Source organism: Streptomyces sp. NPDC054842 (genome assembly GCF_053611025.1).
Window position 1 is genome coordinate 27,938 of sequence record NZ_JBSGZN010000048.1, and the last position, 23,679, is coordinate 51,616.

Annotated in this window: 19 protein-coding genes; 15 read left to right on the forward strand and 4 right to left on the reverse strand. The window is 73.8% G+C overall.

The features are described from left to right. The 12 genes from ACWGIS_RS29475 to ACWGIS_RS29530 all read left to right on the forward strand — a co-directional run bounded on the left by ACWGIS_RS29475 (nucleotide 1) and on the right by ACWGIS_RS29530 (nucleotide 12,910). Nucleotides 1–1,275 carry an O-antigen ligase domain-containing protein gene (locus tag ACWGIS_RS29475; RefSeq protein WP_453365506.1) on the forward strand — a complete coding sequence of 425 codons (1,275 nt, stop codon included), beginning with the start codon at nucleotides 1–3 and terminating at the stop codon, nucleotides 1,273–1,275. Between the two features lie 2 nt (nucleotides 1,276–1,277). After that, nucleotides 1,278–2,519 carry a glycosyltransferase gene (locus ACWGIS_RS29480; protein ID WP_453365507.1) on the forward strand — a complete coding sequence of 414 codons (1,242 nt, stop codon included), beginning with the start codon at nucleotides 1,278–1,280 and terminating at the stop codon, nucleotides 2,517–2,519. Beyond that, nucleotides 2,516–3,751 (forward strand): methyltransferase domain-containing protein, encoded by a 1,236-nt coding sequence (locus ACWGIS_RS29485; protein WP_453365508.1) that lies wholly within the window; start codon nucleotides 2,516–2,518, stop codon nucleotides 3,749–3,751. Before ACWGIS_RS29480 ends, ACWGIS_RS29485 begins: the two co-directional genes overlap by 4 nt. After that, on the forward strand, nucleotides 3,748–4,557 hold the full coding sequence (locus ACWGIS_RS29490; protein WP_453365509.1) for a glucose-1-phosphate cytidylyltransferase: 810 nt from the start codon (nucleotides 3,748–3,750) through the stop codon (nucleotides 4,555–4,557). The genes ACWGIS_RS29485 and ACWGIS_RS29490 overlap by 4 nt, the downstream gene beginning before the upstream one ends. After that, a complete protein-coding gene (locus ACWGIS_RS29495; RefSeq protein WP_453365510.1) occupies nucleotides 4,554–5,201 on the forward strand; it encodes a PIG-L deacetylase family protein in 648 nt (215 codons plus the stop codon). The genes ACWGIS_RS29490 and ACWGIS_RS29495 overlap by 4 nt, the downstream gene beginning before the upstream one ends. 3 nt (nucleotides 5,202–5,204) lie before the next feature. Next, nucleotides 5,205–6,230: an NAD-dependent epimerase/dehydratase family protein gene (locus ACWGIS_RS29500; protein WP_453365511.1), complete on the forward strand. Its 1,026-nt coding sequence runs from the start codon at nucleotides 5,205–5,207 to the stop codon at nucleotides 6,228–6,230. After that, a complete protein-coding gene (locus tag ACWGIS_RS29505) occupies nucleotides 6,227–7,501 on the forward strand; it encodes a DUF4910 domain-containing protein (RefSeq protein ID WP_453365512.1) in 1,275 nt (424 codons plus the stop codon). Before ACWGIS_RS29500 ends, ACWGIS_RS29505 begins: the two co-directional genes overlap by 4 nt. Next, the gene (locus ACWGIS_RS29510; RefSeq protein WP_453365513.1) at nucleotides 7,498–8,805 is read left to right on the forward strand and encodes a hypothetical protein; all 1,308 of its coding nucleotides are present in this window, start codon (nucleotides 7,498–7,500) and stop codon (nucleotides 8,803–8,805) included. The genes ACWGIS_RS29505 and ACWGIS_RS29510 overlap by 4 nt, the downstream gene beginning before the upstream one ends. Then, complete coding sequence (locus ACWGIS_RS29515) at nucleotides 8,802–9,749, forward strand: glycosyltransferase family 2 protein (protein WP_453365514.1); 948 nt, start codon at nucleotides 8,802–8,804, stop codon at nucleotides 9,747–9,749. The genes ACWGIS_RS29510 and ACWGIS_RS29515 overlap by 4 nt, the downstream gene beginning before the upstream one ends. Beyond that, a complete protein-coding gene (locus ACWGIS_RS29520) occupies nucleotides 9,746–10,978 on the forward strand; it encodes a polysaccharide pyruvyl transferase family protein (protein ID WP_453365515.1) in 1,233 nt (410 codons plus the stop codon). The genes ACWGIS_RS29515 and ACWGIS_RS29520 overlap by 4 nt, the downstream gene beginning before the upstream one ends. Then, on the forward strand, nucleotides 10,975–11,526 hold the full coding sequence (locus ACWGIS_RS29525; RefSeq protein ID WP_453365516.1) for a dTDP-4-dehydrorhamnose 3,5-epimerase family protein: 552 nt from the start codon (nucleotides 10,975–10,977) through the stop codon (nucleotides 11,524–11,526). The genes ACWGIS_RS29520 and ACWGIS_RS29525 overlap by 4 nt, the downstream gene beginning before the upstream one ends. Before the next feature lie 79 nt (nucleotides 11,527–11,605). Then, nucleotides 11,606–12,910 carry a glutamate-1-semialdehyde 2,1-aminomutase gene (locus ACWGIS_RS29530; RefSeq protein WP_453365531.1) on the forward strand — a complete coding sequence of 435 codons (1,305 nt, stop codon included), beginning with the start codon at nucleotides 11,606–11,608 and terminating at the stop codon, nucleotides 12,908–12,910. Between the two features lie 115 nt (nucleotides 12,911–13,025). On the opposite strand, the gene ACWGIS_RS29535 is transcribed toward ACWGIS_RS29530, so the two are convergent. Beyond that, nucleotides 13,026–13,760 carry a phosphatase PAP2 family protein gene (locus ACWGIS_RS29535; protein WP_453365517.1) on the reverse strand — a complete coding sequence of 245 codons (735 nt, stop codon included), beginning with the start codon at nucleotides 13,758–13,760 and terminating at the stop codon, nucleotides 13,026–13,028. A 675-nt stretch (nucleotides 13,761–14,435) separates the two neighbouring features. On the opposite strand from ACWGIS_RS29535, the gene ACWGIS_RS29540 reads away from it, so the two are divergent. Then, entirely contained in the window at nucleotides 14,436–16,856 is a 2,421-nt protein-coding gene (locus tag ACWGIS_RS29540) for a BTAD domain-containing putative transcriptional regulator (protein WP_453365518.1), read from the forward strand. 16 nt (nucleotides 16,857–16,872) lie between these two features. On the opposite strand, the gene ACWGIS_RS29545 is transcribed toward ACWGIS_RS29540, so the two are convergent. Then, nucleotides 16,873–18,090 carry a cytochrome P450 gene (locus ACWGIS_RS29545; RefSeq protein WP_453365519.1) on the reverse strand — a complete coding sequence of 406 codons (1,218 nt, stop codon included), beginning with the start codon at nucleotides 18,088–18,090 and terminating at the stop codon, nucleotides 16,873–16,875. Between the two features lie 202 nt (nucleotides 18,091–18,292). On the opposite strand from ACWGIS_RS29545, the gene ACWGIS_RS29550 reads away from it, so the two are divergent. After that, nucleotides 18,293–19,507: a cytochrome P450 gene (locus ACWGIS_RS29550; protein ID WP_453365532.1), complete on the forward strand. Its 1,215-nt coding sequence runs from the start codon at nucleotides 18,293–18,295 to the stop codon at nucleotides 19,505–19,507. Here the strand turns inward: ACWGIS_RS29550 and ACWGIS_RS29555 are convergent. After that, a complete protein-coding gene (locus tag ACWGIS_RS29555; protein ID WP_453365520.1) occupies nucleotides 19,462–20,217 on the reverse strand; it encodes a 4'-phosphopantetheinyl transferase family protein in 756 nt (251 codons plus the stop codon). The genes ACWGIS_RS29550 and ACWGIS_RS29555 overlap by 46 nt on opposite strands. After that, nucleotides 20,214–21,821 (reverse strand): (2,3-dihydroxybenzoyl)adenylate synthase, encoded by a 1,608-nt coding sequence (locus tag ACWGIS_RS29560; RefSeq protein ID WP_453365521.1) that lies wholly within the window; start codon nucleotides 21,819–21,821, stop codon nucleotides 20,214–20,216. Before ACWGIS_RS29560 ends, ACWGIS_RS29555 begins: the two co-directional genes overlap by 4 nt. Nucleotides 21,822–21,971: 150 nt before the next feature. Between ACWGIS_RS29560 and ACWGIS_RS29565 the strand changes: the two genes are divergently transcribed. Next, nucleotides 21,972–23,678, forward strand: a complete 1,707-nt coding sequence (locus ACWGIS_RS29565; RefSeq protein WP_453365522.1) for an AMP-binding protein — start codon at nucleotides 21,972–21,974, stop codon at nucleotides 23,676–23,678. Nucleotide 23,679 lies beyond the last annotated feature (1 nt).

The following is a 23,679-nucleotide window of genomic DNA, read 5'->3' on the forward strand; positions in this document are numbered from 1 at the left end:
ATGGCCTCGGACCTGCGGCACGAGAGGCCGCCCGGCGAAGCGGACACGGCCGCCGCCGCCACACCCAGGATGGTCGGGATCGTCTGGGGCCTGCTGATCCTCAACACGCTCGGCTCGGCCGGCGCGAAGACCATCGTGCCGCTGCCCCGCTCCCTCATCCAGATGGTCACCATGGGCGCGCTCGTCGCCGCGTTCGCGCTGGCGCTCGTCGTCAACCTCCGGGTGCGCATCCGCCCCAGCGCCTACGTTCTCCTGCTCACCCTGCTGCTGGTGCCGAGCCTGGTGTCCAGCGCCAACCTGGGTTCCGGGTTCGGCGCGCTGTTCCGCTGCGGCCGGCTGGCCCTCTTCGTCGGCACGCTGTGGCTGCTCAGCCGCTGGTGGGACGGCGGCCCCACGTTCGTCCGGCACCACATCCGGATGTACTTCGCGGTGCTCGGCTCGGTCGCCGCCGGTCTGCTCATCTCCCCGGGCGCGGCCCTGCCCGAGCTGTACGGCGGGCGGCTCGTCGGCGCGCTGTGGCCGCTCACCCCGCCGCAGATCGGACAGTACGCCGCGGTCATCATCGGGCTCACCGTGCTGCTCGTACTGGGGCGCAGGACCGACCGGGTGAGCGCGGCGGTGGTCGTCGTGCCGTCCCTCGTCCTGCTGGCGCTGACCCACACCCGTACGGCCACGCTCGGCCTGATCATCGGGCTGACCCTGGCGATCGGCTCGCTCGTGCTCACCAGCGCCGCCGCCCGCCGCTTCTTCACCTGGTCCGTGCTGTGCGCCGCGGTGGCCGCGGTGGGGTTCGCCGGGGCGCTGCGGTCATGGTTCCTGCGCGGTCAGAGCCAGGAGAACTTCTCCAACCTCACCGGCCGGGCCAAGGTCTGGGACGCCCTGCTGGCAGCGCCCCGCAGCACCGGAGAGAAGCTGTTCGGCATGGGCCTGGGCGACAAGTCGTTCGGCGGGCTGCCCATCGACAACAGCTGGCTGGCCGTCTACCACGAACAGGGGCTGACCGGCGTCGCGCTGGTCGTGGCGGTCATCGTCGTGCTCGGCGGTGTCGCCCTGCTGCGGCCGCCGTCGCTGTCACGGGCCTGCGCGATCTTCCTGATCAGCTACTGCGCGATCGCCTCGTACACCGAGGCCGGACTCGGCGACGCCTCGCCGTACCTGCTCCACCTCGCCGTGGCCGCCTCCCTGCTGGCGGCACCGGCGGACCCGCCGCTGCCGCCGCCCGCGGCCCCACAACGGCACGTCCCGCGATGGGCCCGCGAACCGGAGGTGACCTGAGCATGCACGTCCTCGTGGTGCACAACCACTACGCCTCGGCACAGCCGAGCGGCGAGAACAAGGTCGTCGGCCAGGAGACGGAGCTGCTGCGCGCGGCCGGCCACCGGGTCGAGGTGTTCGAGCGGCGCAGCGACGACATCGCCGCGATGTCGCTGCTCGCCAAGGCCGGCGTGCCGCTGCGCGTGCCGTGGAACCCGGCGGTGCGGCGGGAGCTGGCCGCCCGGCTGCGCGCCGACCGGCCGGACGTGGTCCACGTCCACAACGTCTTCCCGCTCCTGTCGCCCGCGGTGCTCGCCGCCTGCGCCGACGCCGGCGTGCCCGTCGTCGCCACGCTGCACAACTACACCCAGATCTGCCCTCCGGGCACACTCCAGCGCGACGGGCTGCCGTGCACCGAGTGCGTCGGGTCGACGCCGCTGCCCGCCGTCCGGCACGGCTGCTACCGCGGCTCCCGGCCGGCGACGGTGCCGCTCGCGGTCAGCCTGTCGGTGAACCGGCGCCGGTGGTGGTCCGGCGTGGACCGGTTCCTGTGCATCTCCGCCGCCCAGCGCGAGGTCCTGGTCCGGGGTGGCATGCCGCCCGAACGGCTGGCGGTGAAGCACAACTTCGTGCCCGAGCCGGACGACGTGCGCACGGGCCCCGGCGAGCACCTGCTCTACCTCGGCCGGCTCGCGGAGGCGAAGGGCGTACGGCTGCTCATGGCGGCCTGGGACGAGATCACCGCCGACGGCGGGCCGGGCGTGCCGCTCGTGATCGCCGGCACGGGGCCCCTGGAGCGGGAGGTGACCGCCTGGGCGGCGGGCCGGGACGACGTGCGCTACGCCGGGCTGCTCGACACGGCGGAGAGCCGCAAGGCCGTCGCCCGGTCGGTCGCCGTGGTGGCGCCCTCGACGTGGCTGGAGGCGTTCGGCCTGGTCGTCGTGGAGGCGATGGCGGCCGGGGTTCCGACCGTCGCCGCCGGTCACGGGGCCTTCGTCGAACTCGTCGAGGACGGGGTGACCGGCCTGCTGCACCGGCCGGGGGAGGCTGCCTCGCTCGCCGCCTGCCTGCGCCGGGTCACGGCCGGGCCGGACCTCAACGGGGAGATGGGGCGGGCGGCACGGCGGCGCTACGAGCGGGACTTCGGCCCGGCCGTCGGGCTGAAGCGCCTGGAGGAGGAGTACCGCACCGCGATCGCGGGTCGGTCAGCACAGACTCGCGGCGGGGACTCCCGCGCGAGCAGGGGGGATGGGGACAACAGATGACACGATGCCGACTCTGCGGCTCGGCGACGCTGGCGAGCGTCGTCGATCTGGGGGCGACCCCGCCGTGCGAGAGCTTCCTCGCCGCGGACGCGCTGGACCAGCCGGAGACGACGTACCCGCTGCACCTGCGGGTCTGCACCGCGTGCTGGCTCGCGCAGATCCCACCGCTGATCACACCGGAGGAGACGTTCAAGGAGTACGCGTACTTCTCCTCGTTCTCGACCTCCTGGGTGGAGCACGCGCGCACCTTCGTCGACGCCGCCGCGGAGCGGGTGGGCCTCGGCCCCGACGCCTTCGTGGTCGAGGTCGCGAGCAACGACGGCTACCTGCTGAGGCACGTGGTGGACCGGGGGATCCGCTGCCTCGGCATCGAACCGTCGGTGAACGTCGGGGCGGCGGCACGGGACGCGGGCGTGCCCACGCTCACGGAGTTCCTGAGCCCGGACACCGGCAGCGCCGTCCGCGCCGAGCACGGCCCGGCGGACCTGGTCGTGGCGAACAACGTGTACGCGCACATCCCGGACGTGGTCGGGTTCACCGAGGGACTGCGCCGCCTCGTCGCCGACGACGGCTGGGTCTCCATCGAGGTGCAGCACCTGCTGACCCTCATCGAGGAGAACCAGTACGACACGATCTACCACGAGCACTTCCAGTACTACACGGTCGCGTCCGCGATCCGGGCGCTGGCCAGCGGCGGACTCGCCCTCGTGGACGTCGAGTTGCTGCCCACGCACGGCGGCTCCATCCGGCTGTGGGCGCGTCCGGCGGAGGTGGCGGGCGAGCCCACCGCGCGGGTCGCCGACGTACTGGACCGGGAGAAGGCCGCCGGACTGCAGGAGCTGTCCGGGTACACCGAGTTCTCCACCAGGGTGGCCAAGGTCCGCCGGGACCTGCTGCGGTTCCTCGTCGAGGCCGCCGAGCGCGGCGAGACGGTCGTCGGCTACGGCGCCCCGGGCAAGGGCAACACCCTGCTCAACCACTGCGGCGTCCGGCCCGACCTGCTCGCGTACACGGTCGACCGCAACCCCTACAAGCACGGCAGATTCACCCCGGGCACCCGCATCCCGATCCTGCCGCCCGAGCGGATCGCCGCCGACCGGCCGGACTACGTGCTCGTCCTGCCGTGGAACCTGCGCGACGAACTGGTCGAGCAGCTGTCCTTCGTGCACGAGTGGGGCGGCCGGCTGGTCTTCCCCATCCCGGAACTGAGCATTGTCGAGGTCACGCGATGAAGGTCGTCCTGTTCTGCGGCGGTTACGGGATGCGGATGCGCAGCGGCGCGTCCGACGACGTCCCCAAGCCGATGGCGATGGTCGGCCCCCGGCCGCTGATCTGGCACGTCATGCGCTACTACGCGTACTTCGGGCACACGGAGTTCATCCTGTGCCTCGGGTACGGCGCCCACCACATCAAGGACTTCTTCCTCAACTACGAGGAGACGACGTCCAACGACTTCGTGCTGCGCGGCGGGCGCACCGAGCTGCTGTCCACCGACATATCGAACTGGACGATCACGTTCGCGCAGACCGGCATCGAGTCGCCCATCGGGGAGCGGCTGCGCCGGGTGCGGCACCATCTGGACGGCGACGAGATGTTCCTCGCGAACTACGCCGACGTGCTCACCGACGCCCCGCTGCCGGAGATGATCGACCGGTTCGCCGGGCGCGACGCGGGCGCCTCGATGATGGTGGTGCCGCCGCAGTCCTCGTTCCACTGCGTGGAGCTGGGCGAGGACGGCCTGGTCGGCGGCATCACCGCGGTGAGCGACATGCCGCTGTGGGAGAACGGCGGCTACTTCGTGCTCCGCCAGGAGGTCTTCGACCACATCCCGGAGAACGGGGACCTCGTCGCCGACGGCTGCGGCCAACTGGCCAAGCAGGGACGGCTCGTGGCCCACCGGCACCGCGGCTTCTGGAAGCCGACCGACACCGTGAAGGAACGGGCCGCGCTGGACGAGGCCTACGCCCGGGGCGACCGCCCGTGGGCCGTGTGGGAACGCGACGGCGCCGGGGCCGGCGTCCGAGCGGGGACCGCGTGATACGGCTCGGCGCGGGGCGCCTGGACCGGATCGTCGCGGTCGGGGCGCACTGCGACGACATCGCCATCGGCGCCGGCGCCACCCTGCTGACGATGTGCCGCGCGCGGCCGGGCCTCCGCGTCGACGCGCTGGTGCTCTCCGGCGGCGGCACCGAGCGCGAGCAGGAGGAACAGGCCGCGCTCGCCGCCTTCTGCCCGGACGCCGACCTGCGGCTGACCGTGCACAAGCTGCCGGACGGCCGGCTGCCCGCGCACTGGGAGGAGGCCAAGGACGCGGTGGAGGACCTGCGCGCGCACACCGAGCCCGACCTCGTGCTGGCCCCGCGCACGGACGACGCGCACCAGGACCACCGCGGCCTGGCGCAGCTCATGACCACCGCCTACCGCGACCACCTGGTGCTCGGCTACGAGATCGTCAAATGGGACGGCGACCTCGGCCGCCCGTCGGCGTACCAGCCGCTGTCGCCGGAGACCGCCGAACAGAAGGTGCGGCTGCTGCAGGAGCACTACCCCTCGCAGCGGCACCGGCCCTGGTACGACCGGGAGGCCTTCCTCGGCCTCGCGCGGATCCGGGGCATCGAATGCCACGCGCGCTACGCCGAGGCGTTCGCCGTCACCAAACTCACTCTCGACCTGGGGGATTGAACCTTGCGCGTACTGCTGACCGGACACCAGGGCTACCTCGGCACCGTGATGGCCCCGGTGCTCGCGGCCGCCGGGCACGAGGTCGTCGGCCTCGACGCCGGACTGTTCGCCGACTGCGTCCTCGGCCCGGCGCCCGCGGATCCCGCGGGCCCGCGCGTGGACCTGCGCGACGTCACGGCCGAGCACGTCGCCGGGGTGGACGCGGTGATCCACCTGGCCGCGCTGTCCAACGACCCGCTGGGCTCGCTGGCGCCGGAACTCACCTACGACATCAACCACCACGCGTCCGTGCGGCTCGCCCGGCTGGCCCGCGACGCCGGAGTGCGGCGCTTCCTGTACGCGTCGACCTGCTCCGTCTACGGTGCCGCGGGCGGCGGGGACCTCGTGGCCGAGGACGCCCCGCTGCGCCCGGTGACGCCCTACGCCGAGTCCAAGGTGCGGGTGGAGGACGACCTGCACGCCCTGGCCGACGGCGACTTCAGCCCGGTGTACATGCGCAACGCCACCGCGTTCGGCTACTCGCCCCGGCTGCGCGCCGACATCGTGCTGAACAACCTGGTGGGCCACGCCCTGCTGTCGGGCGAGGTGCTGGTGCTCTCCGACGGCACCCCCTGGCGCCCGCTGGTCCACGCCGCCGACATCGCACGCGCCTTCACGGCCGCGCTCACCGCGCCGCGGGAAGCGGTGCACGACCGGGCGTTCAACATCGGCAGCGAGATCAACAACGTCACCGTCGCCGAGATCGCCGAGCAGGTCGCCGCCGCGGTGCCCGGCTCGAAGGTGGTCATCACCGGCGAGAACGGGGCCGACCCGCGGTCGTACCGGGTGGACTTCTCGCGGTTCCGCGCCGCGGTGCCCGGCTTCGACTGCGAGTGGACGGTGAAGCAGGGCGCCCTCGAACTCGCCGACGCCTACCGGGAACACGGGCTGACCCGGGAGGACTTCGAGCGGCGCTTCACCCGGCTGGCCGTGCTGCGCGCGGCGACCGAGGCCGGTGCCGTCGACGACACCCTGCGGTGGCGCCGATGACCACGGCCGGCGAGGAGATGCACGCGCTGGTGAAGCGGCTCTACCCGCTGTGCCGGAGCATCACCGGCGACGGCGTGCGCGCCACCCTGGACATCGTCGGCGAGTACCTCCCGCTGACGGTGCACGAGGTGCCGACGGGGACGCAGGTGCTCGACTGGACCGTGCCGCAGGAGTGGAACATCCGGGACGCGTACATCGCCGACGGCGACGGCCGCCGGGTCGTGGACTTCGCCGCGTCCAGCCTGCACGTGCTGGGCTACAGCGTGCCCGTGTCGGCGACCATGCCGCTGGCCGACCTCCGCCCGCACCTGCACACCCTGCCGGACCACCCCGCGTGGGTGCCCTACCGCACCAGCTACTACCGGCCGGAGTGGGGGTTCTGCCTGTCCCAGGAGACCCTGGACGCCATGCCGGACGGCGACTACGAGGTGCGCGTCGACTCCACCCTGGAGGACGGCCACCTCACCTACGCCGAGCACGTGGTCCCCGGTCAGGTCACCGACGAGGTGATCGTCTCCTGCCACGTCTGCCACCCGTCGCTGGCCAACGACAACCTGGCCGGCATCGCGGTGGCGACCTACCTGGCCCGGGCGCTGGCCGAGCGGACGCCGTATTACACCTACCGGTTCATCTACGCGCCCGGCACCATCGGGGCGATCACCTGGCTGGCCCGCAACCGGGAGCGGATCGACCGCGTCAAGCACGGCCTGGTGCTGGCCTGCGCGGGCGACCCGGGCCGGCTCACGTACAAGCAGAGCAGACGCGGCGACGCGGAGATCGACCGCGTGATGCGGCACGTCCTCACCGCCTCCGAACGCCCGCACCACATCACCGAGTTCACGCCCTACGGCTACGACGAGCGGCAGTACTGCTCGCCCGGGTTCGACCTCGGCGTGGGCTCGCTCAGCCGGACCCCGTACGCCGGGTACCCCGAGTACCACACCTCGGCGGACAACCCGGACTTCGTCTCCCCGGAGGCGATGGCGGACACCCTCGCCGTCTGCCGCGAGACCTTCACCGTGCTGGACGCCAACCGGCGCTACCTCAACCTCAGTCCGTACGGCGAACCACAGCTGGGGCGGCGCGGGCTGTACGACTCGCTCGGCGGGCGCAGCGACGCCAAGGAGGCGCAGCTGGCCATGCTCTGGGTGCTCAGCCTCTCCGACGGGGAGCACAGTCTGCTGGACGTGGCCGAGCGGTCCGGGCTGCCGTTCGACACGGTCGCCGGCGCGGCCGACGCCCTGCACGGCGCCGGGCTGATCAAGGCATGACCCCGATGGCCACCGAGGGGGCGGATCCGCGGACGACGAGGACACCGGCCGGATCCGCCCGGCGTGCCGTCGTCGGCCGGCTGTCCTGGGGACTGGGCGACCAGGCGGCCTCCAGCATGACCAACTTCGCGGTGGGGATCTACGTGGCCCGCTCGCTGGGGCTGACCGCGTTCGGCGTGTTCAGTCTCGCCTGGGTCACCTACGGCGTGGTGCTCAACGTCTCGCGCGGGCTGGCCACCGACCCGCTCGTGGTGCGCTTCAGCGGCGTGCCGCACGCGGCCTGGCGGGAGGCCGTGACCCGGTCGTCGGGCATCGCGCTCGGCGTCGGCACCGCCCTCGGCGCGGTGTCCCTGGTGGCCGGACTCGCTGTCGGCGGGCGGGTCGGGCCCGCGTTCGCCTGCCTCGGCGTGGTCCTGCCGGGGCTGCTGCTCCAGGACGCGTGGCGGTTCGCGTTCTTCGCCGCCGGCACCGGCCGCAAGGCGTTCGTCAACGACCTCGTGTGGGGGGTCGCGCTCGTCCCCGCCATGGTGGTGGCGGCCCGCGTGGGCAGCGTCGCCGCGTTCGTGCTCGCCTGGGGCGCGTGCGCCGCGCTGGCCGCGGTCTACGGCTGCTTCCAGTCCGGCATCCGGCCCCGGCCGGCCGGAGCGCGCGACTGGCTGCGCGAGCACCGCGACCTCGGCTACCGGTACCTGGTCGAGAACGTCAGCAACAGCGGCGCGAGCCAGCTGCGGGCGTACGGGCTCGGCGCCGTCGTCGGTGTCGGCGCGGTGGGGGTCATCCGGGGAGCCGAGCTGCTGCTCGGCCCGTTCCTCGCCCTGCTGATGGGGCTGTCGCTGGTCACCGTCGCGGAAGCGGCCCGGGTGCTGCGGCGGGCCCCGCACCGCCTCGGCAGGTTCTGCCTGCTGCTCGGCGGCGGGCAGGCCGCCGCCGCGCTGCTGTGGGGCGGCGCCCTGCTGCTGGTGCCGGACCGGGCCGGCGAGTTCGTGCTCGGCGGGGTCTGGGGCGCCGCCTCGGAACTCGTCGTGCCGGTCACGCTCGGCGTCGCGGGCGCCGGCCTCGGCACCGGCGCGGCGGCCGGGCTGCGCGCGCTCGGCGCCGCCCGGCGCAGCCTGCGCAGCCAGCTGATCGGCTCCGCGTGTTACGTCACCGGCGGACTCGGCGGGGCGGCCCTGGCCGGCACGGCCGGCTCCGCCTGGGGTGTCGCCGCCGCGACCGTCTGCGGCTCGGCCGTGTGGTGGCTGCACCTGCGGTCCGCCCTGCGCGAGCGCCACCACAACTCCGTTCCCGAAGTGAGGACTTCATGACCGCCCAACCCAGGCTGAGCATCGGCCTGCCCGTGTACAACGGCGAGGAGTACCTCGCCGAGTCCCTCGACGCGCTGCTCGGCCAGACCTACGAGGACTTCGAGCTGGTCATCTCCGACAACGCCTCGACCGACGGGACCGAGGACATCTGCCGCCGGTACGCCGCGAAGGACTCCCGCATCCGGTACCTCCGGCTGCCCCGCAACATAGGTGCCGCGCCGAACCACAACCACGTCTTCACCGAGTGCCGCGGCGAGCTGTTCAAGTGGGCCTCGCACGACGACCTCTACGCACGGGACCTGCTGCTGCGCTGCGTCCAGGCACTGGACGAGCGGCCGGACGTCATCCTCGCGCACAGCGGCCAGGCGGTCATCGACGGCGACGGCCAGGTGACAGTCCCCTACGAGTACGGCCTCGCCACCGACTCCCCGCACGCGCCGGAGCGCTTCCGCAGCCTGCTCTTCGAGCCGGGCGGCGACGACTTCTACGGGGTGATGCGCGCCGACGTGCTGCGCCGGGTGAAGCCGCACGACAGCTACCACCACGCGGACCGCACGTTCGTCGCCGAGATCACCCTGCACGGGCCCTTCCACCAGGTCCCCGAGCTGCTGTACTTCCGCCGGGACCACCCGACCCGGGCCGAACGGGCGAACCCCTCCAAGCGCTCGCGTTGCGTCAACCTGGACCCGCGCCGGGCGGGCCCGCTGCACCCGACGCCCCGCCTGCTCGCCGAGTACGTCTGGGGCTTCGTCTCGGCGATCCGGCGGGCGCCGCTGTCCCCGGCCGACCGTCGCGCGTGCCACCGCCACCTGGCCTCGTGGATGACCAGCCGGTTCCGGCCGGGCGCCGGCGAGCGCGTCGAGGACCGCGCGCGGGTCGACCCGGACCACCTCACCGTCTCCGTGGACGCCCTCGTCGCCGGCCGCGAAGGGAGGCGCACGTGATCGTCGCCGGCGGGACCCCGGTGCGCGTGGGCGTGTTCGGCCTGCTCGGGTCCGGCAACCTCGGCAACGACGGTTCGCTGGAGGCCGTGCTCGGATACCTCGGCGCCCGGCACCCCGAGGCGCTCGTGGACGCCCTGTGCGGCGGCCCCGAGGAGGTGACGGCGCGGTACCGGATTCCCGCGACGCGGCTGCACTGGTACCGCGGGGAGTACCGCACCGCGTCACGCGCGCGCGCCGTCGCCGCCAAGGGCCTGGGCAAAATCGTCGACGTCTTCCGCACCGCCGCCTGGGTGCGCCGGCACGACGTGGTGATCGTGCCCGGCATGGGCGTCCTGGAGGCCACGCTGCCGCTGCGGCCGTGGGGCTTCCCGTACTCGCTGTTCCTGCTGTGCGCCTCGGGCCGGCTGTTCGGGACCCGGGTGGCGCTGGTCGGCGTCGGCGCCGCCCCCATCCGCGACCGGGCCACCCGGGCCCTGGTGCGCTGGTCGGCGCGGCTGGCCACGTACCGCTCGTACCGGGACACCCTCTCCCGCGACGCGCTCCAAGCGATGGGCGTCGACACCGCGCGCGACACGGTCCACCCGGACCTCGCCTTCGCCCTCCCGGCGCCCCCGGCGAGCACACCGTCCGGCCCGCCCGGTCCGGTCTGCGTCGGCGTCATGGACTTCCACGGCGGCAACGACGACCGCGCGCGGGCCGAGGAGATCCACCGCCGCTACCTCGACGGGACGACCCGCTTCGTCCGCGCCCTGGTCGAGGACGGCCGCCCGGTCCGGCTCCTCACCGGCGACGACTGCGACGCGCCGGTGGCCGCCGCGATCATCCACGCCGTCGACTCGCCGCTGGTCACCGCCGCGAAGGCGGCCTCCCTGGCCGACCTGATGAAGGAGACGGCCGCCGCCGACACCGTGGTGGCCACCCGCTACCACAACCTGGTCTGCGCGCTGAAGGCCGGCACACCCACGCTCGCGCTCAGCTACGCCGCGAAGAGCGACGCGCTGATGGCCCGGATGGGACTCGACGCGTACTGCCATCCGGCCCGCGAGGTGGACGCCGACCGGCTGCTCGCCCAGTTCCGGGAGCTGGAGGGCGACTCGGCGGAGCTGCGGCGGACCCTCGCCGAGCGGAACCTGCTCGTCTCCCGCCAACTCGACGACCAGTTCACCGACTTGACCGCGGCCCTGTTCCCGGCGGCCGACCACGCCCACGTCCTGCGGGAGGCCTCGTGAAGGCGACCGAAGTCCCGGCCATCGCCGGTGCGTACCTGTTCGAGTCGACGCCCTACGCCGACGAGCGCGGCTTCTTCTGCCGCACCTTCGACGCCGACACGGTGCGCTCCGTGGGACTCGACCCGGACTCCTTCGTCCAGGACAGCGTCTCCCGCTCGGTGCGCGGCGTGCTGCGCGGCCTGCACCTGCGCTCCGGCGACGGCGAGGCCAAGCTGGTGCGGTGCTCCTACGGGAGGATCTTCGACGTCGTCGTGGACCTGCGGCCCGACTCGCCGACCTACCGCAACCGGGCCTTCTTCGAGCTGTCCGGCGACACACCGTCGACCCTCTACATCCCGGCCGGCTGCGCGCACGGCTTCCAGGCGCTGACGGAACCGGCCGACGTCACCTACCGGATCGACCGCCCGCACGACCCGGCCGAGGACGTGACCATCGCCTTCGACGACCCCGAACTCGCCATCCCCTGGCCGCTGCCGGCCACGTCCATGTCCAAGCGGGACCAGGAGGCGCCGAGCCTCGCCGAGGTCCTGCAGCAGAGAGAGAAGTGAGACCGGCGTGGACACCGACAAGAGCGCGACCACCCCGAGCGCGGAGACCGAACAGGCCGGTGGGGCGGCCGAGTTCGCGCTGCCCCGCTCGCGGGCGGCCAACGAGCGGCTGCACGCCCTGATCCCCGGCGGCGCGCACACCTACGCCAAGGGCGACGACCAGTACCCCGAGCACCTGGCCCCCGTCATCAGCCACGGCCGCGGCGCCCACGTCTGGGACGTCGACGGCAACCGCTACATCGAGTACGGCTCCGGCCTGCGGTCGGTCAGCCTCGGTCACGCCCACCCCCGCGTGCTGGAGGCGGTGCGCCGGGAACTCGACCGCGGCAGCAACTTCGTCCGCCCGTCCATCGTCGAGGCCGAGGCCGCCGAGCGCTTCCTGGCCACTGTGCCGACGGCGGAGATGGTGAAGTTCGCGAAGAACGGCTCCGACGTCACCACCGCGGCCGTACGCCTCGCGCGCGCCGCCACCGGCCGCCCCAAGGTGGCCGTCTGCGGCGACCACCCGTTCTTCTCCGTCGACGACTGGTTCATCGGCACCACTCCGATGTCCGCCGGCATCCCGTCGGCGATCACGGACCTCACCGTGGCGTTCCCGTACGGAGACCTGGCCGCCACGGAGGAACTCCTCACCCGGCACCACGGCGAGGTCGCCTGCCTGATCCTCGAACCGGCCGGCCACCGCGAGCCGCCGCCCGGATACCTCGCCGGTCTGCGCGAACTGGCCGACCGGCACGGCTGCGTGCTGGTCTTCGACGAGATGATCACCGGCCTCCGCTGGTCGGAGGCGGGCGCCCAGGGCCTGTACGGCGTCGTCCCGGACCTCTCCACCTTCGGCAAGGCGCTGGGCAACGGGTTCGCCGTCTCCGCGCTGGCCGGCCGCCGCGACCTGATGGAGCTGGGCGGACTGCGTCACGCGCGGGACCGGGTGTTCCTGCTGTCCACCACGCACGGGGCGGAGACGCACTCCCTGGCGGCCGCGATGGCCGTGCAGACCACCTACACCGAGGAGGGCGTCACCGCGCGGCTGCACGCCCTCGGCGAGCGGCTCGCCGCCGGTGTCCGCGACGCGGCGGCCGGCATGGGCGTGGGCGACCACGTCCTCGTCCGGGGCCGGGCCAGCAACCTGGTCTTCGCCACGCTGGACGAGAAGGGGCAGCCCTCGCAGGGGTACCGCACGCTCTTCCTGCACCGGCTCCTCGCGGGCGGGGTGCTGGCCCCGTCCTTCGTGGTGAGCAGCGCGCTCGACGACGACGACATCGACCACACCGTCGACGTGGTGGCCCAGGCATGCGCGGTGTACCGCAAGGCACTGGACGCCGGTGACCCCACCCCGTGGCTGACCGGACGTCCGGTGAAGCCGGTGTTCCGCCGCCGGGCGTAACCTGACGCAACACCTGACGCAACATCAGGGCCCATTACTCGGTTACCAGTTGACGTGGAATCGCGCGACGAAGGTCCGGGGGCCGTACGGTCTCGTCAGTCAGTCAGTCAGTCAGTCAGTCAGGCGCTCGCGGGCCGGAGGGGGCCGTCCTGTCGTCCGTCCGGTCCTCCGTCCGAGCGGCCGCCCGGGTGGCCGTCCGGTCGCCCGGCCCGTCGGCCACCCGGTCGACCAGCCACGCGGTCGCCGGTACGGCCGCCAGCGCGGTGCACCAGCCGCCGAGGACGTCGGTCGGGTAGTGCGCGCCGAGGGCGACCTGCGCCCACCCCATGGCGGCGCCGGCGACCAGCGCCGCGGCGAGCACGAGTGACGCGCCGGCCGCCCTGCCGAGACCGGGCCGGGCGGCCGCGAGCAGCGCCACCACGAGGGCGAGCGCGGTGAGGAAGGCGGTGTGCCCGCTCGGGTAGGAGAGGTTGTCGTCGCCGTGGATGGTGCGTCCCACCAGGTGCTTGAGCAGCGTCGACGTGCCCACGGCCGCAGCGGCTCCGGCGACGACGAGCACCGCCGCGCGCGGACGCCGCAGCAGCAGGCAGCCCGTCACGCAGGCCACGACCAGCGCCGCCGCTCCGACCGGCTCGCCGAGGAAGTCGGTGGCCAGGGCGACGCGCCGCCACGGCGGCCCCACGCTGTCCGCCGTGGGCTCGACGAACCACCGGTCCACCGCGCCGGGCCCGCCATGGCCGGCGTACAGGACCCCGATGCCGACGACCACCAGCACGGCGAGGGCCGCGACCGGCCCGAGCCAGGCGCGCAGCGAGGCCGGCAGCACCGCGCCGGCCGCCCGGCCGCTCACGGGCGCACCGTGTTCCCTGAACCACCGCTGGTGACCCGCTCGTACGCCTGGCCGGTGGACCCGACCGGTACCGGCCGGGCCGGGCCGGCGTTCCGGTCCGCTCGTGTCAGGCGATCCAACCCGTTCCCCCCGTGTCGTCCGGCCCACCTCCCGGCGACCCTAACCCGAGCGCCGCCCCGCTGTTGAGGCACCGGCAGAACGCGGGCCCTTCCGCTCCGTAAGGGACGGGGAACCTCCGCGTCCGCCGGGGGAGGACGCCGCGACGGGCCAACTGAAGGCCATGTTCCTGTGGTTGCGGATGTCCACATGACGGGGCAAAGTACACACCGGCCGCACCACGGCTCAAACCGCGAGGTTGCGCCGGAACGCCAAGTTTTTAGCTGCATCCGGGATTAGGGCCCGGCACCACGGGCTAACGGAGCAACACCACGGGTTGGCTTCAGCCCATGCTCGGTCCAAGGGGGAATGGATGGACGGCCTGAAGTCCGTTTGTACGGTGACCGGAACGCGGGTCTTACCGGCCCCGCACTCGGGTTCCCGCGCCTGCGGATCACCTGCGACGCCGCCGCCCGCACGAGACGGCTCACGCCCACCGGTCGACCGCCGGTGCCGCGGTTCCGTCCTCGTCGCCGGGGCGCCGCGTACGGCGATACCCGCGGCCTGCGAGCCGGCCGAATGACGCGAGGGGAGCCGGGCCTGCGCTTCCAGGTGCTGGGGCCCGTCGCGGTGCGGTGCGGGGAATCCGCCGCCCGGCTGCCGAGCACCGTGGCGCGCCGCGTGCTCACCGTGCTGATGCTGTCCCCGGGCGAGGTGCTCAGCACTCCCCGGCTCGCCCGGGCGGTCTGGGGCTCCTGCTGCCCGGCGACCGCCTCGAACCAGGTGCGCAAGGCGGTGGCCCAGCTCCGGCAGGTGATCCCCGGCGCGGGCGACTACCTCCTCACCGACGGCCCGAACTACCGGCTCGACGTGGGCGCCGTCGAGTCGGACCTGGTGGAGTTCAACCAACGGCGCTTACGGGTGCGCAAGTTGACGGCGGGCGGAGCCGACGAGGCCGAGGTGATCGGGGAACTTCAGACGGCCCTCGCCCTGTTCCGCGGCCAGGTCGCCGCGGACGTCGTCGACGCCGACGAGCTGGACAACGGGCTGATCCGCGCCGCCGCGCGCGTCGTGGAGGAGCGGCGGCTCGCGGTGCAGAAGGAGTTGATCACCCTCCAGCTGCGCTCGTCGCCGCCCGCACTGGTCATAGGAGATCTCCGGGACCTGGTGGCCCAGCACCCGCTGGCGGAGGATCTGCGGGCGCAGCTCATGCTCGCCCTGTCCCTCTCGGGCAGGCAGGCCGACGCGCTCGCCGAGTACGCCGAGATCCGTACGCTGCTCCGCGACGAGCTCGGCATCGATCCCGACGACTCGCTGGCGCGGGTGCACAAGGCGGTCCTGCGCGGGGACGCGCTGGCCTGCCTGCGGGCCGGCGCTCCCCCCGGATATCGGGGGCAGGACTCCGCGCCGAGGAGTGACGCGGGTAGACACCCGGCGGTACCGCCCTCCCGCAGGACGCGTATCCGCGCCACCTGCACCCTGCCCCACGGCCTCACCGACTTCGTCGGCCGCCGCCAGGAGGTCGACGCGCTGCTGCGGACCGCCAGGGAGGGCTCGCGGGGTTCCGGGCCCTTGCTGATCTGTGTCGACGGCATGGGCGGCATCGGCAAGACGGCACTCGCCCTGCACACGGCCCACCGGCTGGCCCAGGACTATCCCGACGGCCAGTTCTACGTCGACCTGCACGGGTTCAGCCCGGGGGAGGGGCCCCGTGAACCGGCCGAGGTCCTGCACGTGCTGCTCCGCTCGCTGGGAACGGAGGCGGCGCGCATCCCGGCGGACCTCGACAGCCAAGTGGCTCTGTGGCGTGCCCTGCTGGCCGAGTCCAAGGTGCTGCTGCTGCTCGACAACGCGGCGAGCGAGGCGCAGATCGTGTCCCTGCTGCCGCCGGGCAACGGCTCCCTCGCCCTGATCACCAGCCGGCGCCGTCTCTACGGCCTCGACGGCACCGAACCGTGCCCGGTCTCCCGGATGAGCGACGCGGACTCCAGGCAGCTCGTCGAGCGGCTGCTGGGGGGCGACCTGGACCCGGAGGCCACCCAGCGGCTCGTCGCGCACTGCGGCGGCCTCCCGCTGGCGCTGCGGCTGGCCGCCGCCAAACTGCGCAGCCGCCCCACCTGGAACCTGTCCCACCTGGTGGAGCGCCTGGGCGACATGCAGCGGCGCCCCGCCGAACTGAAGGCGGGCGACCGCAGTGTCCGGTCGGTGCTCCAGCTCTCCTTCGACACCCTGACCGACGCGCAACGCGACGCTCTGGGCGTACTGACATTGCTGCCGGACGCGAGCCTGGACGCGTACGAGGCGGCCGCCCTGCTCGGCACCAGCCCGCCCGAGGCCGAACTCCTCCTGGAGAGCCTCCTCGACGTGAACCTCCTCGAGCAGCCCCGCCTCGGCCGCTACTCCCTGCACGGACTCGTGGCCGGTGTCACGGCGAGCACGGGGGAGGTCAAGTGGCTGCTGCGCAGCGACAGGCGGCGGTCGGCGCTGCGCCGGCTGCTGGACTACCACCTGGCGGTCAGCGACCGCAGTTGCACCCTCCTCGGCCGCAAGGACGCGGAGACCGGCGCCCGCGTGGACGACGTCCCGTACCTCCCCGAGATCGGCAGCCGGGAGGAGGCGACAGAGATCTGCGAGCGGGAGTCACCCGCGATGCTGGCGGCGTTGTGCACCGCCAGGCAGGAAGGGTTCTTCGTGCCGGCCGCGCAGCTCGCGCACAACCTGCGGTTCGTCCTGGCGCCGGACGGCTGCCAGGCCTTCGACACCGGCGCGGAGTACGGCGACGGGGCCCCGCCGCCCAAGGAGTCCGAGCTGTTCCGGGCGGCCCTGCTGGGCCTGGCAGCCGCTTGCCGGCGGACCGGACTGGTCGAGCAGAGCAGGACCCTGGCGGGCGAGGCACTGAGCATCAGCGTGTCCCGCAGGCCCCGGTGGCGGAGTCCCGTGCCGCACTCCGCAGGCGCGGTGCGGCCGGGGCGTGCCGCGGGCCGGGCGGGGCAGCGGTGAGGACGCCGGATCCCCGTCAGGCTGGAGCGGGCTCCAGCCTGACCGGGATGCTGCGGTAGGCGCGGAAGGTGACGCTGGGACGCCGCTCGATCGCGCCCGCCGCGGCCGGGGTGGCCGGCGCGTGCGCCAGCCACCGCAGCACCGCCCGCCCTTCCACCTGGGCCAGCGCCGCACCCAGGCAGTGGTGGACACCGCCGCCGAAGCTGACGTGCGGGTTGGGGTCGCGGGTGATGTCGAGCTCCTCGGGCCGGGCGAACCGGGCCGGATCGTGGTTGGCGGAGCCGAGGAGCAGCACCAGGATGCGGCCGGCGCGCACGGTCCGGCCGTCGATGTCCACCGGCTCCCGCACGTAGCGGGCCGTGGCCTGGATCGGGGCGTCGTAGCGCAGGAACTCCTCGACGGCGCCCGTCGCCAGCTCCGGGCGGGCGCGCAGCAGGGCGAGCTGTCCCGGGTGTCGCAGCAGCGCCGAGAAGATGGTGGAGATCAGGTTGGTGGTGGTCTCGAAACCCGCGAAGAACAGGAAGACCACGTTGTCGACCAGCGTCTCCCGGTCGAAGCCGGGATGGGTGCGCCGGGCGGCCAGCAGGTTGCTCACCAGATCGTCGGTGGGGCGGCGGGCCCGTTCGTCCACCAGGGCCGAGACGTAGGAGCGGAGCCAGGTGACCGCCTCGTGCGCGGGCGCCCGCTCCTCCGGGGGGACGTAGAGGGCGAACGCCTTGGCCAGCTCCACGGCGTACGGCCGCACCGCGGCCCGGTCGACGTCGGGGATGCCGATCAGCTCGCACACCACGGTGACCGGCAGCGGGAAGGCCAGGTCGGTGACCACGTCGAGCACCCCGCCGGGTCCCGCGCGCTCCTGGGCCTCGGCCATCAGCCGGTCGACCTGGGTGGCGACGTAGTCCTCCAGCCGGCGCATCAGCCCGGGGCTGAACGAACGCTGCATGATCCCGCGCAGGAAGGTGTGCGCGGGTGCGTCCTGGTCCAGCACGATCCGCTTCAGGAAGTCGTTGGCGGGCCCGGCTCCGGTGGAGAACTCGTGGTACTCGGGCGGGTATTCGTGCCCGAGTCGGCGGTCCTTGAGCAGCAGGCTGACGTCCCGGTGGTGCGAGACGACCCACTGGCCGGCGGCGCCGCGGGCCAGCCGGCCGGCGGCGCGGAGGCCGGCGTACACGCGGTAGGGGTCCGCGACGACGGCGGGATCGCGGGAGTCGAACCTGGCGGGCAGCGTTCGCATGCGGCCGGCACCTCCTGTGGCTGGCGCGTGGTGTCCCGTGAGCCTGCCAGCTCCGCGGCGGGGGCGCGGGAACCTGTCGCCAGTCCTTCACGGCCGCCCGCCGCGTCCCGCCGGGCTCCCAGACTGGGCGGGCCAGGGGAACGACCCGACCCACACGGCCGAGCACCCGCGGGTGCCGGGAGGTGACGCAGCCTTGAAGAGCGTGCTGAACATGCCGCGCTTCCTGCTGGACGACGCACGGGCGATGCGTGACCCCTATCCGGTCTACCGCCGTCTGCGCGACCACGGCCCGGTCTGCCGGGGCGGCCCCGGGCAGTGGGTCTTCCCGCGGTACGAGGAGGTCTCGGCGCTGCTGCGCGACCCGCGGCTGGGCCGGGAGTTCCCCGAGGAGTACCAGGAGGTGTCGGTGGGCGCGGGACCGGCCAACGACTACCTGCGGCGCATCGTCGTCGACCGCGACCGGCCGGACCACACGCGGCTGCGCCGGCTGCTGGTCAAGTCGCTGAGTCCGGCGATGGTCCGCGGCATGCGCGAACCCGTCGGCCGGCTCGTGGACGGGCTGCTGGACCGGTTCGCGGACGAGGGCCGCTTCGACCTCGTCCGTGACCTGGCCGTGCCCGTACCGATGATGGTGATGAGCGAGCTGCTCGACATCCCCCGCCCCGACCGTGCCGACATCGCCCGCCTGTCCACCTCGCTGGCCCAGGCGTTCGCGGTCTTCATCCCGGAGGACAAGCGCCGCGAGGCGCACAGTGCCGTGGTCGAGCTGCGGGAGTACATGGTCGGACTCCTCCGCGAGCGCAGGCGCCGGCCGGGCGAGGACCTGCTGTCGCGGATGATCACCGCGGTCAGGGACGGCGAGGAGCCGCTGACCGACGAGGAGATCATCGACAACGCGCTGTTCGTCTACTACGCGGGCTTCGAGACGACCACCAACGCGATCGCCACCGGCGGCGACCTGTTCCTCCGGCAGCCGCACACGCAGCGGCAGTTGCGCGCCGACCCGGGCATCGTCGGCACCGCGGTGGAGGAGTTCCTGCGCTACGACGCGCCGATCCACGCGACCACCCGGATGGCCGTCGAGCCCGTCGAGGTCGCCGGCCTGACCATCCGTAAGGGGCGGGTGGTGGTGCTGCTGCTGGCCTCCGCCAACCACGACGAGCGGGTGTTCCGCGACCCGGCCCGCGCCGACCTGACCAGGTCGCCGAACGCGCACCTGAGCTTCGGCGGCGGGGTGCACCTCTGCCTCGGCGCGGCGCTGGCGCGGGTCGAGGGCGCGGTGGTGTTCGAGCGGCTCGTCACCCGCTTCGCGGACATCGAGGCCGCCGGCGAGGGCGTGTGGGAGCCCAGCGAGGGCGGATTCCGGTTCCCCTACTGGGCCCACCGCGGCATGCCGGTCGCGGTGCGCCCCGCCTGACCGGGGCGGGGCAGCGAACCCACCGGTGCGGCGATCGCGGTCACCACGACGCCGGGACCGGCCGCCCAGCGCCCCCGCAGGGCGGGAAAGCCGGTGGCGGCGGCGTCGAAGTCCGCGTCGGCCCGGCGGACCCGGCGGGCACCGCCCGCCACCGGCCGCACCGTGAACCCGCCGCCGTGGCGGCCGCCTTCGAGGACGGCCTCGGCGTCGTCGAAGCCCAGCCAGCACCCCATCGCCGGATACCAGACCTTGTAGTACGACTCCTTGGCGCTGAAGAGCAGCCGGCACCACGGCACGTCCGGCTCCGCCGCCGCCAGCCCGTCCAGGTGCGCCCGCTCGGCCGCCGAGGCCACCTGCGCCAGCACCCGGGCGGGCAGCGGGGCGCGCGGTTCCGCGTCGATGCCCAGTCCGTCGGCGTCGCGGGTCCGCGCCACCGCCGCCGCCCGGTAGCCGTGGCAGTGCGTCAGGGAGCCGACCGTCCCGGCCGGCCACCGGGGCGCCCCGCCGGTACCCCGCGCCAGCGGTACGGGTGCCTCGCCGAGGTCGGCCAGGCAGGCGCGCGCCAGCCGCCGCACGGTCGCGTACTCGGCCCGCCGCCGCGGCGACGCGCCGGCCACCTGCCGCAGTTCCGTCCCGGGGAGTTCCGGTCCGGTCAGCTCGCCGCCGCTCGACCGGGCCGCCGCGCAGGCCGGCAGCAGCGCGCGGATCAACCGGCCGCCACCGTGGCCCGCAGAGCGACCTTGTCGATCTTCCCCACCGGGGTCCGCGGCAGGACGGGCAGCTCGCGGACCTCGTCGGGCAGCTTGAACGAGGCCAGCCCCCGGCCGGCCAGGTACCGCTTGATCTCCACCAGCGAAGGCGCCCGCCCGGCGTGGCCGCCCGGGACCACGAACGCCAGGACGGCCTCGCCGAGTTCGGGATCCGGGCGGGCCACCACCGCGGCGTCCTCGATGGCCTCGTGTCCGCGCAGGTGCCCCTCGACCTCGTCCGCCGACACCTTCTCGCCGCCCCGGTTGATCACATCCTTGGCGCGGCCGACGACGACCAGGTTGCCCTCGGGCGTGAGCCTGGCCAGATCGCCGGTGCGGAAGAAGCCGTCCGGCGTGAACGAGGTCGAGTTCGCCTCGGGCGCGTTCCAGTAGCCCTTGATCGTGTACGGCCCGCGGGTGACCAGCTCGCCCACCGCGCCCGCCGGAACCTCGCGCAACTCCTCGTCCACCAGGCGCAGTTCGTCGAGTTCGGACAGCGGCCGGCCCTCGGTTCCGTGCACGACCTCGTCCGGATCGTCGAGACGGGTGTAGGTGAGGAGCCCCTCGCCGATGCCGAACCAGTTGGAGATCCGGCAGCCCAGCGCGGTCTGCGTGCGGCCGGCGGCCTGCTCGTCGAACTTGGAACTGCCCACCTGCAGCACGACCGACGTCATGTCCACCGGGCGGACCGCGGCGGCGCGGGACCACAGTGCCGCGAGCGCGGGCACCACCGTGGTGTGGGTGACCCCTTCCCTGCCGATCAGCGGGAACACCTCGTCGGGGGAGGGGCTCGCGGCCAGGACGGCCTTGCCCCCCACCAGCAGCGCGCCGAGCACACCCGGGCAGCCCAGCGCCGCGTTGTGCGCCGCCGGGTTCGCGGCCAGGTAGACGCTGTCGGCATCGAACTGAAGGGCCTCGGCGCAAGCGGCGATGTTGAAGAGGTAGTCGTCGTGCGTACGCGGGATCAGTTTGGGCTTCCCCGTACTGCCGCCGCTGAGCAGCAGGAACGCGACACCGGACGGATCGACGGCGGGGAGCGGTCCGCCTCCGGCGCCCTGGGCGCGTATCCGCTCCAGCGGGGTGAACTCCTCACTGTCGCCGGCCACGATCACCGTCCGCACGCCGGGGAGGGCGGCCGCGTGGCGGGCGAGGGCGCGGTAGTCGAAGCCCTGGAAGCGGTCGGTGGTGACGTAGCCGACCGCGCCCGAGGCCTCGATCAGGTGGCGCACCTCGTTCGCGCGGTGCCCGGGCAGCGCGAACACCGGGATGATGCCGGCGCGGAACATCCCCACGGTGACCGTGACGAACTCGACGACGTTGGGCAGCTGGACCATGACCCGGTCCCCGGGGTTCAGCCCCCGGGCCCGGAGCCCGCGGGCGATCTCGTCGGCCTCGGCGCGCACCTCGCCGTGGGTCACTCGGCGCCTGCGGTCCACGGCGGCGATCCGGTCGGGAGTGGTCCCGGCCGCGACGGTCAGCGCGTCGCCCAGCGGTACCCCCCGCCAGATCCCGGCAGCCCGGTAGCGGGCGGCTTCCTCGTCGCTCCACGGGGTGAACTCATCCATGGGCGCCAGTGTTCAGGCCCGGCCGGCCGGGACGCCCCGGACGAACAGAGCCGTGAAAGAGACGACGGCCCTCCCCGCGATCGCTCCTAGTGTCACGAGCGTCGCCGAGGAGATCCCGGCCCCCAGGGGCGTCCCACGAAGGAGTGGCAGATGAGCCGACCCCCCACGCTCCGAGCCCACGCGGCCGTACCCCGCACGCTCGGCTGGCTCGACGAGCCCCGCCACGACACCGGGGTCGAGATGTTCGACGAGGTCTCCCACACCTACCGGCCCTACCCGGACATCGCCGCGGCGGCCCTGCGGATCTCGGGCGGGCTGATCGCGGAGGGCGTGCCGCGCGGAGCGGTCGTGCCGCTGCTCTGCTCCACCGGACCCGACCTGATCGCCGCCTTCTACGGGGTGCAGGCCGCCGGTTGCGTGGTGAGCGTGCTGGCGCCGCCCACCCGGGTGTCCGGGGAGGCGGGCCGCGCGCACACCCGCGCCGTCGTCGCCGCCGTGGACGCCGGAGCGGTCGTGGTGGAGGCGGCCCACCGCGACCACCTCGTGGAGGTACTCGCCGAAGGCGGGCTGCGCACGCGGGTGCTGCTCCTGGAAGAGCTCGCCGAGGCCGCGCCCGGCCGCCGCGCCCCGGACGAACGCGCCCTCGTCCAGTTCACCTCGGGCAGCTCCGGACGGCCGCGCGGGGTGCGGATCAGCCACGCGGCACTCGACGCGAACACCGCCGCGATCCGTGCCTGGGAGCAGGCCGGTCCCGACGACTCCTGGTGCTCCTGGCTGCCGATGCACCACGACATGGGACTCATCGGCTGCCTGGTGGTGCCGGTCTCGGGAAACAACCGGCTGGCCGTGTGCAGGCCCGAGACCTTCCTGCGTCACCCGATGGCCTACGTCACGCGCTTCGACGCCAACCGGGTCGCCCAGCCGGCCACGATCACCGCCACCCCGGCGTTCGGACTGCGGCGGATCACGGACAGGATCGGCCACGCGGACCTGGAGGGCGCGGACCTGTCCCGGACCCGGGCCGTGATCGTCGCGGCCGAGCGCGTCGACCCCGCGGTGGTGGACCGCTTCACCGAGCTGATGCGGCCCCACGGGCTGGCACCCGGCGCCCTCACCACCGCCTACGGCCTCGCCGAGAGCACGCTCGCCGTCACCGGAGTCCCGGTCGACCGGACCCCGCGCGCGGTCCGCGTGCACCGGGACGACCTGCGCGTGGGAGCGAAGGTCCGCCTGCTCGCCGAGACCCCGGAGCACGCCGGGACCGGCGAGAGCGTGCAGGTCATCAGCTGCGGAAGCGCCCTGGACGGCATGTCGGTGCGGGTGGTCGACGACGACGGGCGGCCGCTGCCCGAGGGCCATGCCGGCGAGCTGGTGGTGAGCGGCACGTCACTGGCCGACGGCTATCTCACGGCGGACCCCGGCCGGGGCACCGCCTTCGAGGACGGCCGGCTCCTCACCCGCGACGTCGCCTTCGAACTGGGCGGCGAGTTCTACGTACTGGGACGGCTCGGCGACAGCGTCAAGGTCCACGCCCGTTCCCTCTTCGCCGAGGACGTCGAGCTGATGCTCGGACAGGCCGGACTCGACCTCGGCCGGGTCTGTGTCGTGCTCGGCGAGGCCGGCGGCCGAGCGCACGCCGTGGCCGTGCTGGAGGACCTCGGCACCCGCGCCGCGGAGGTGGCCGAGGACGTGCTCGCCGCCGCGTGCCCCGGCACCCGCCGCCGCGTGGCCCGGGTGCCGCGCGGCGCGATCCCGCGCACGAGCAGCGGCAAGAGCCGCCGCCGGCAGCTGTGGCAGCACCTCAGCCGGGAGCACCTCTTCGACCAGGTGCCCGCCACGACCGACTCCCCTGCCTGAC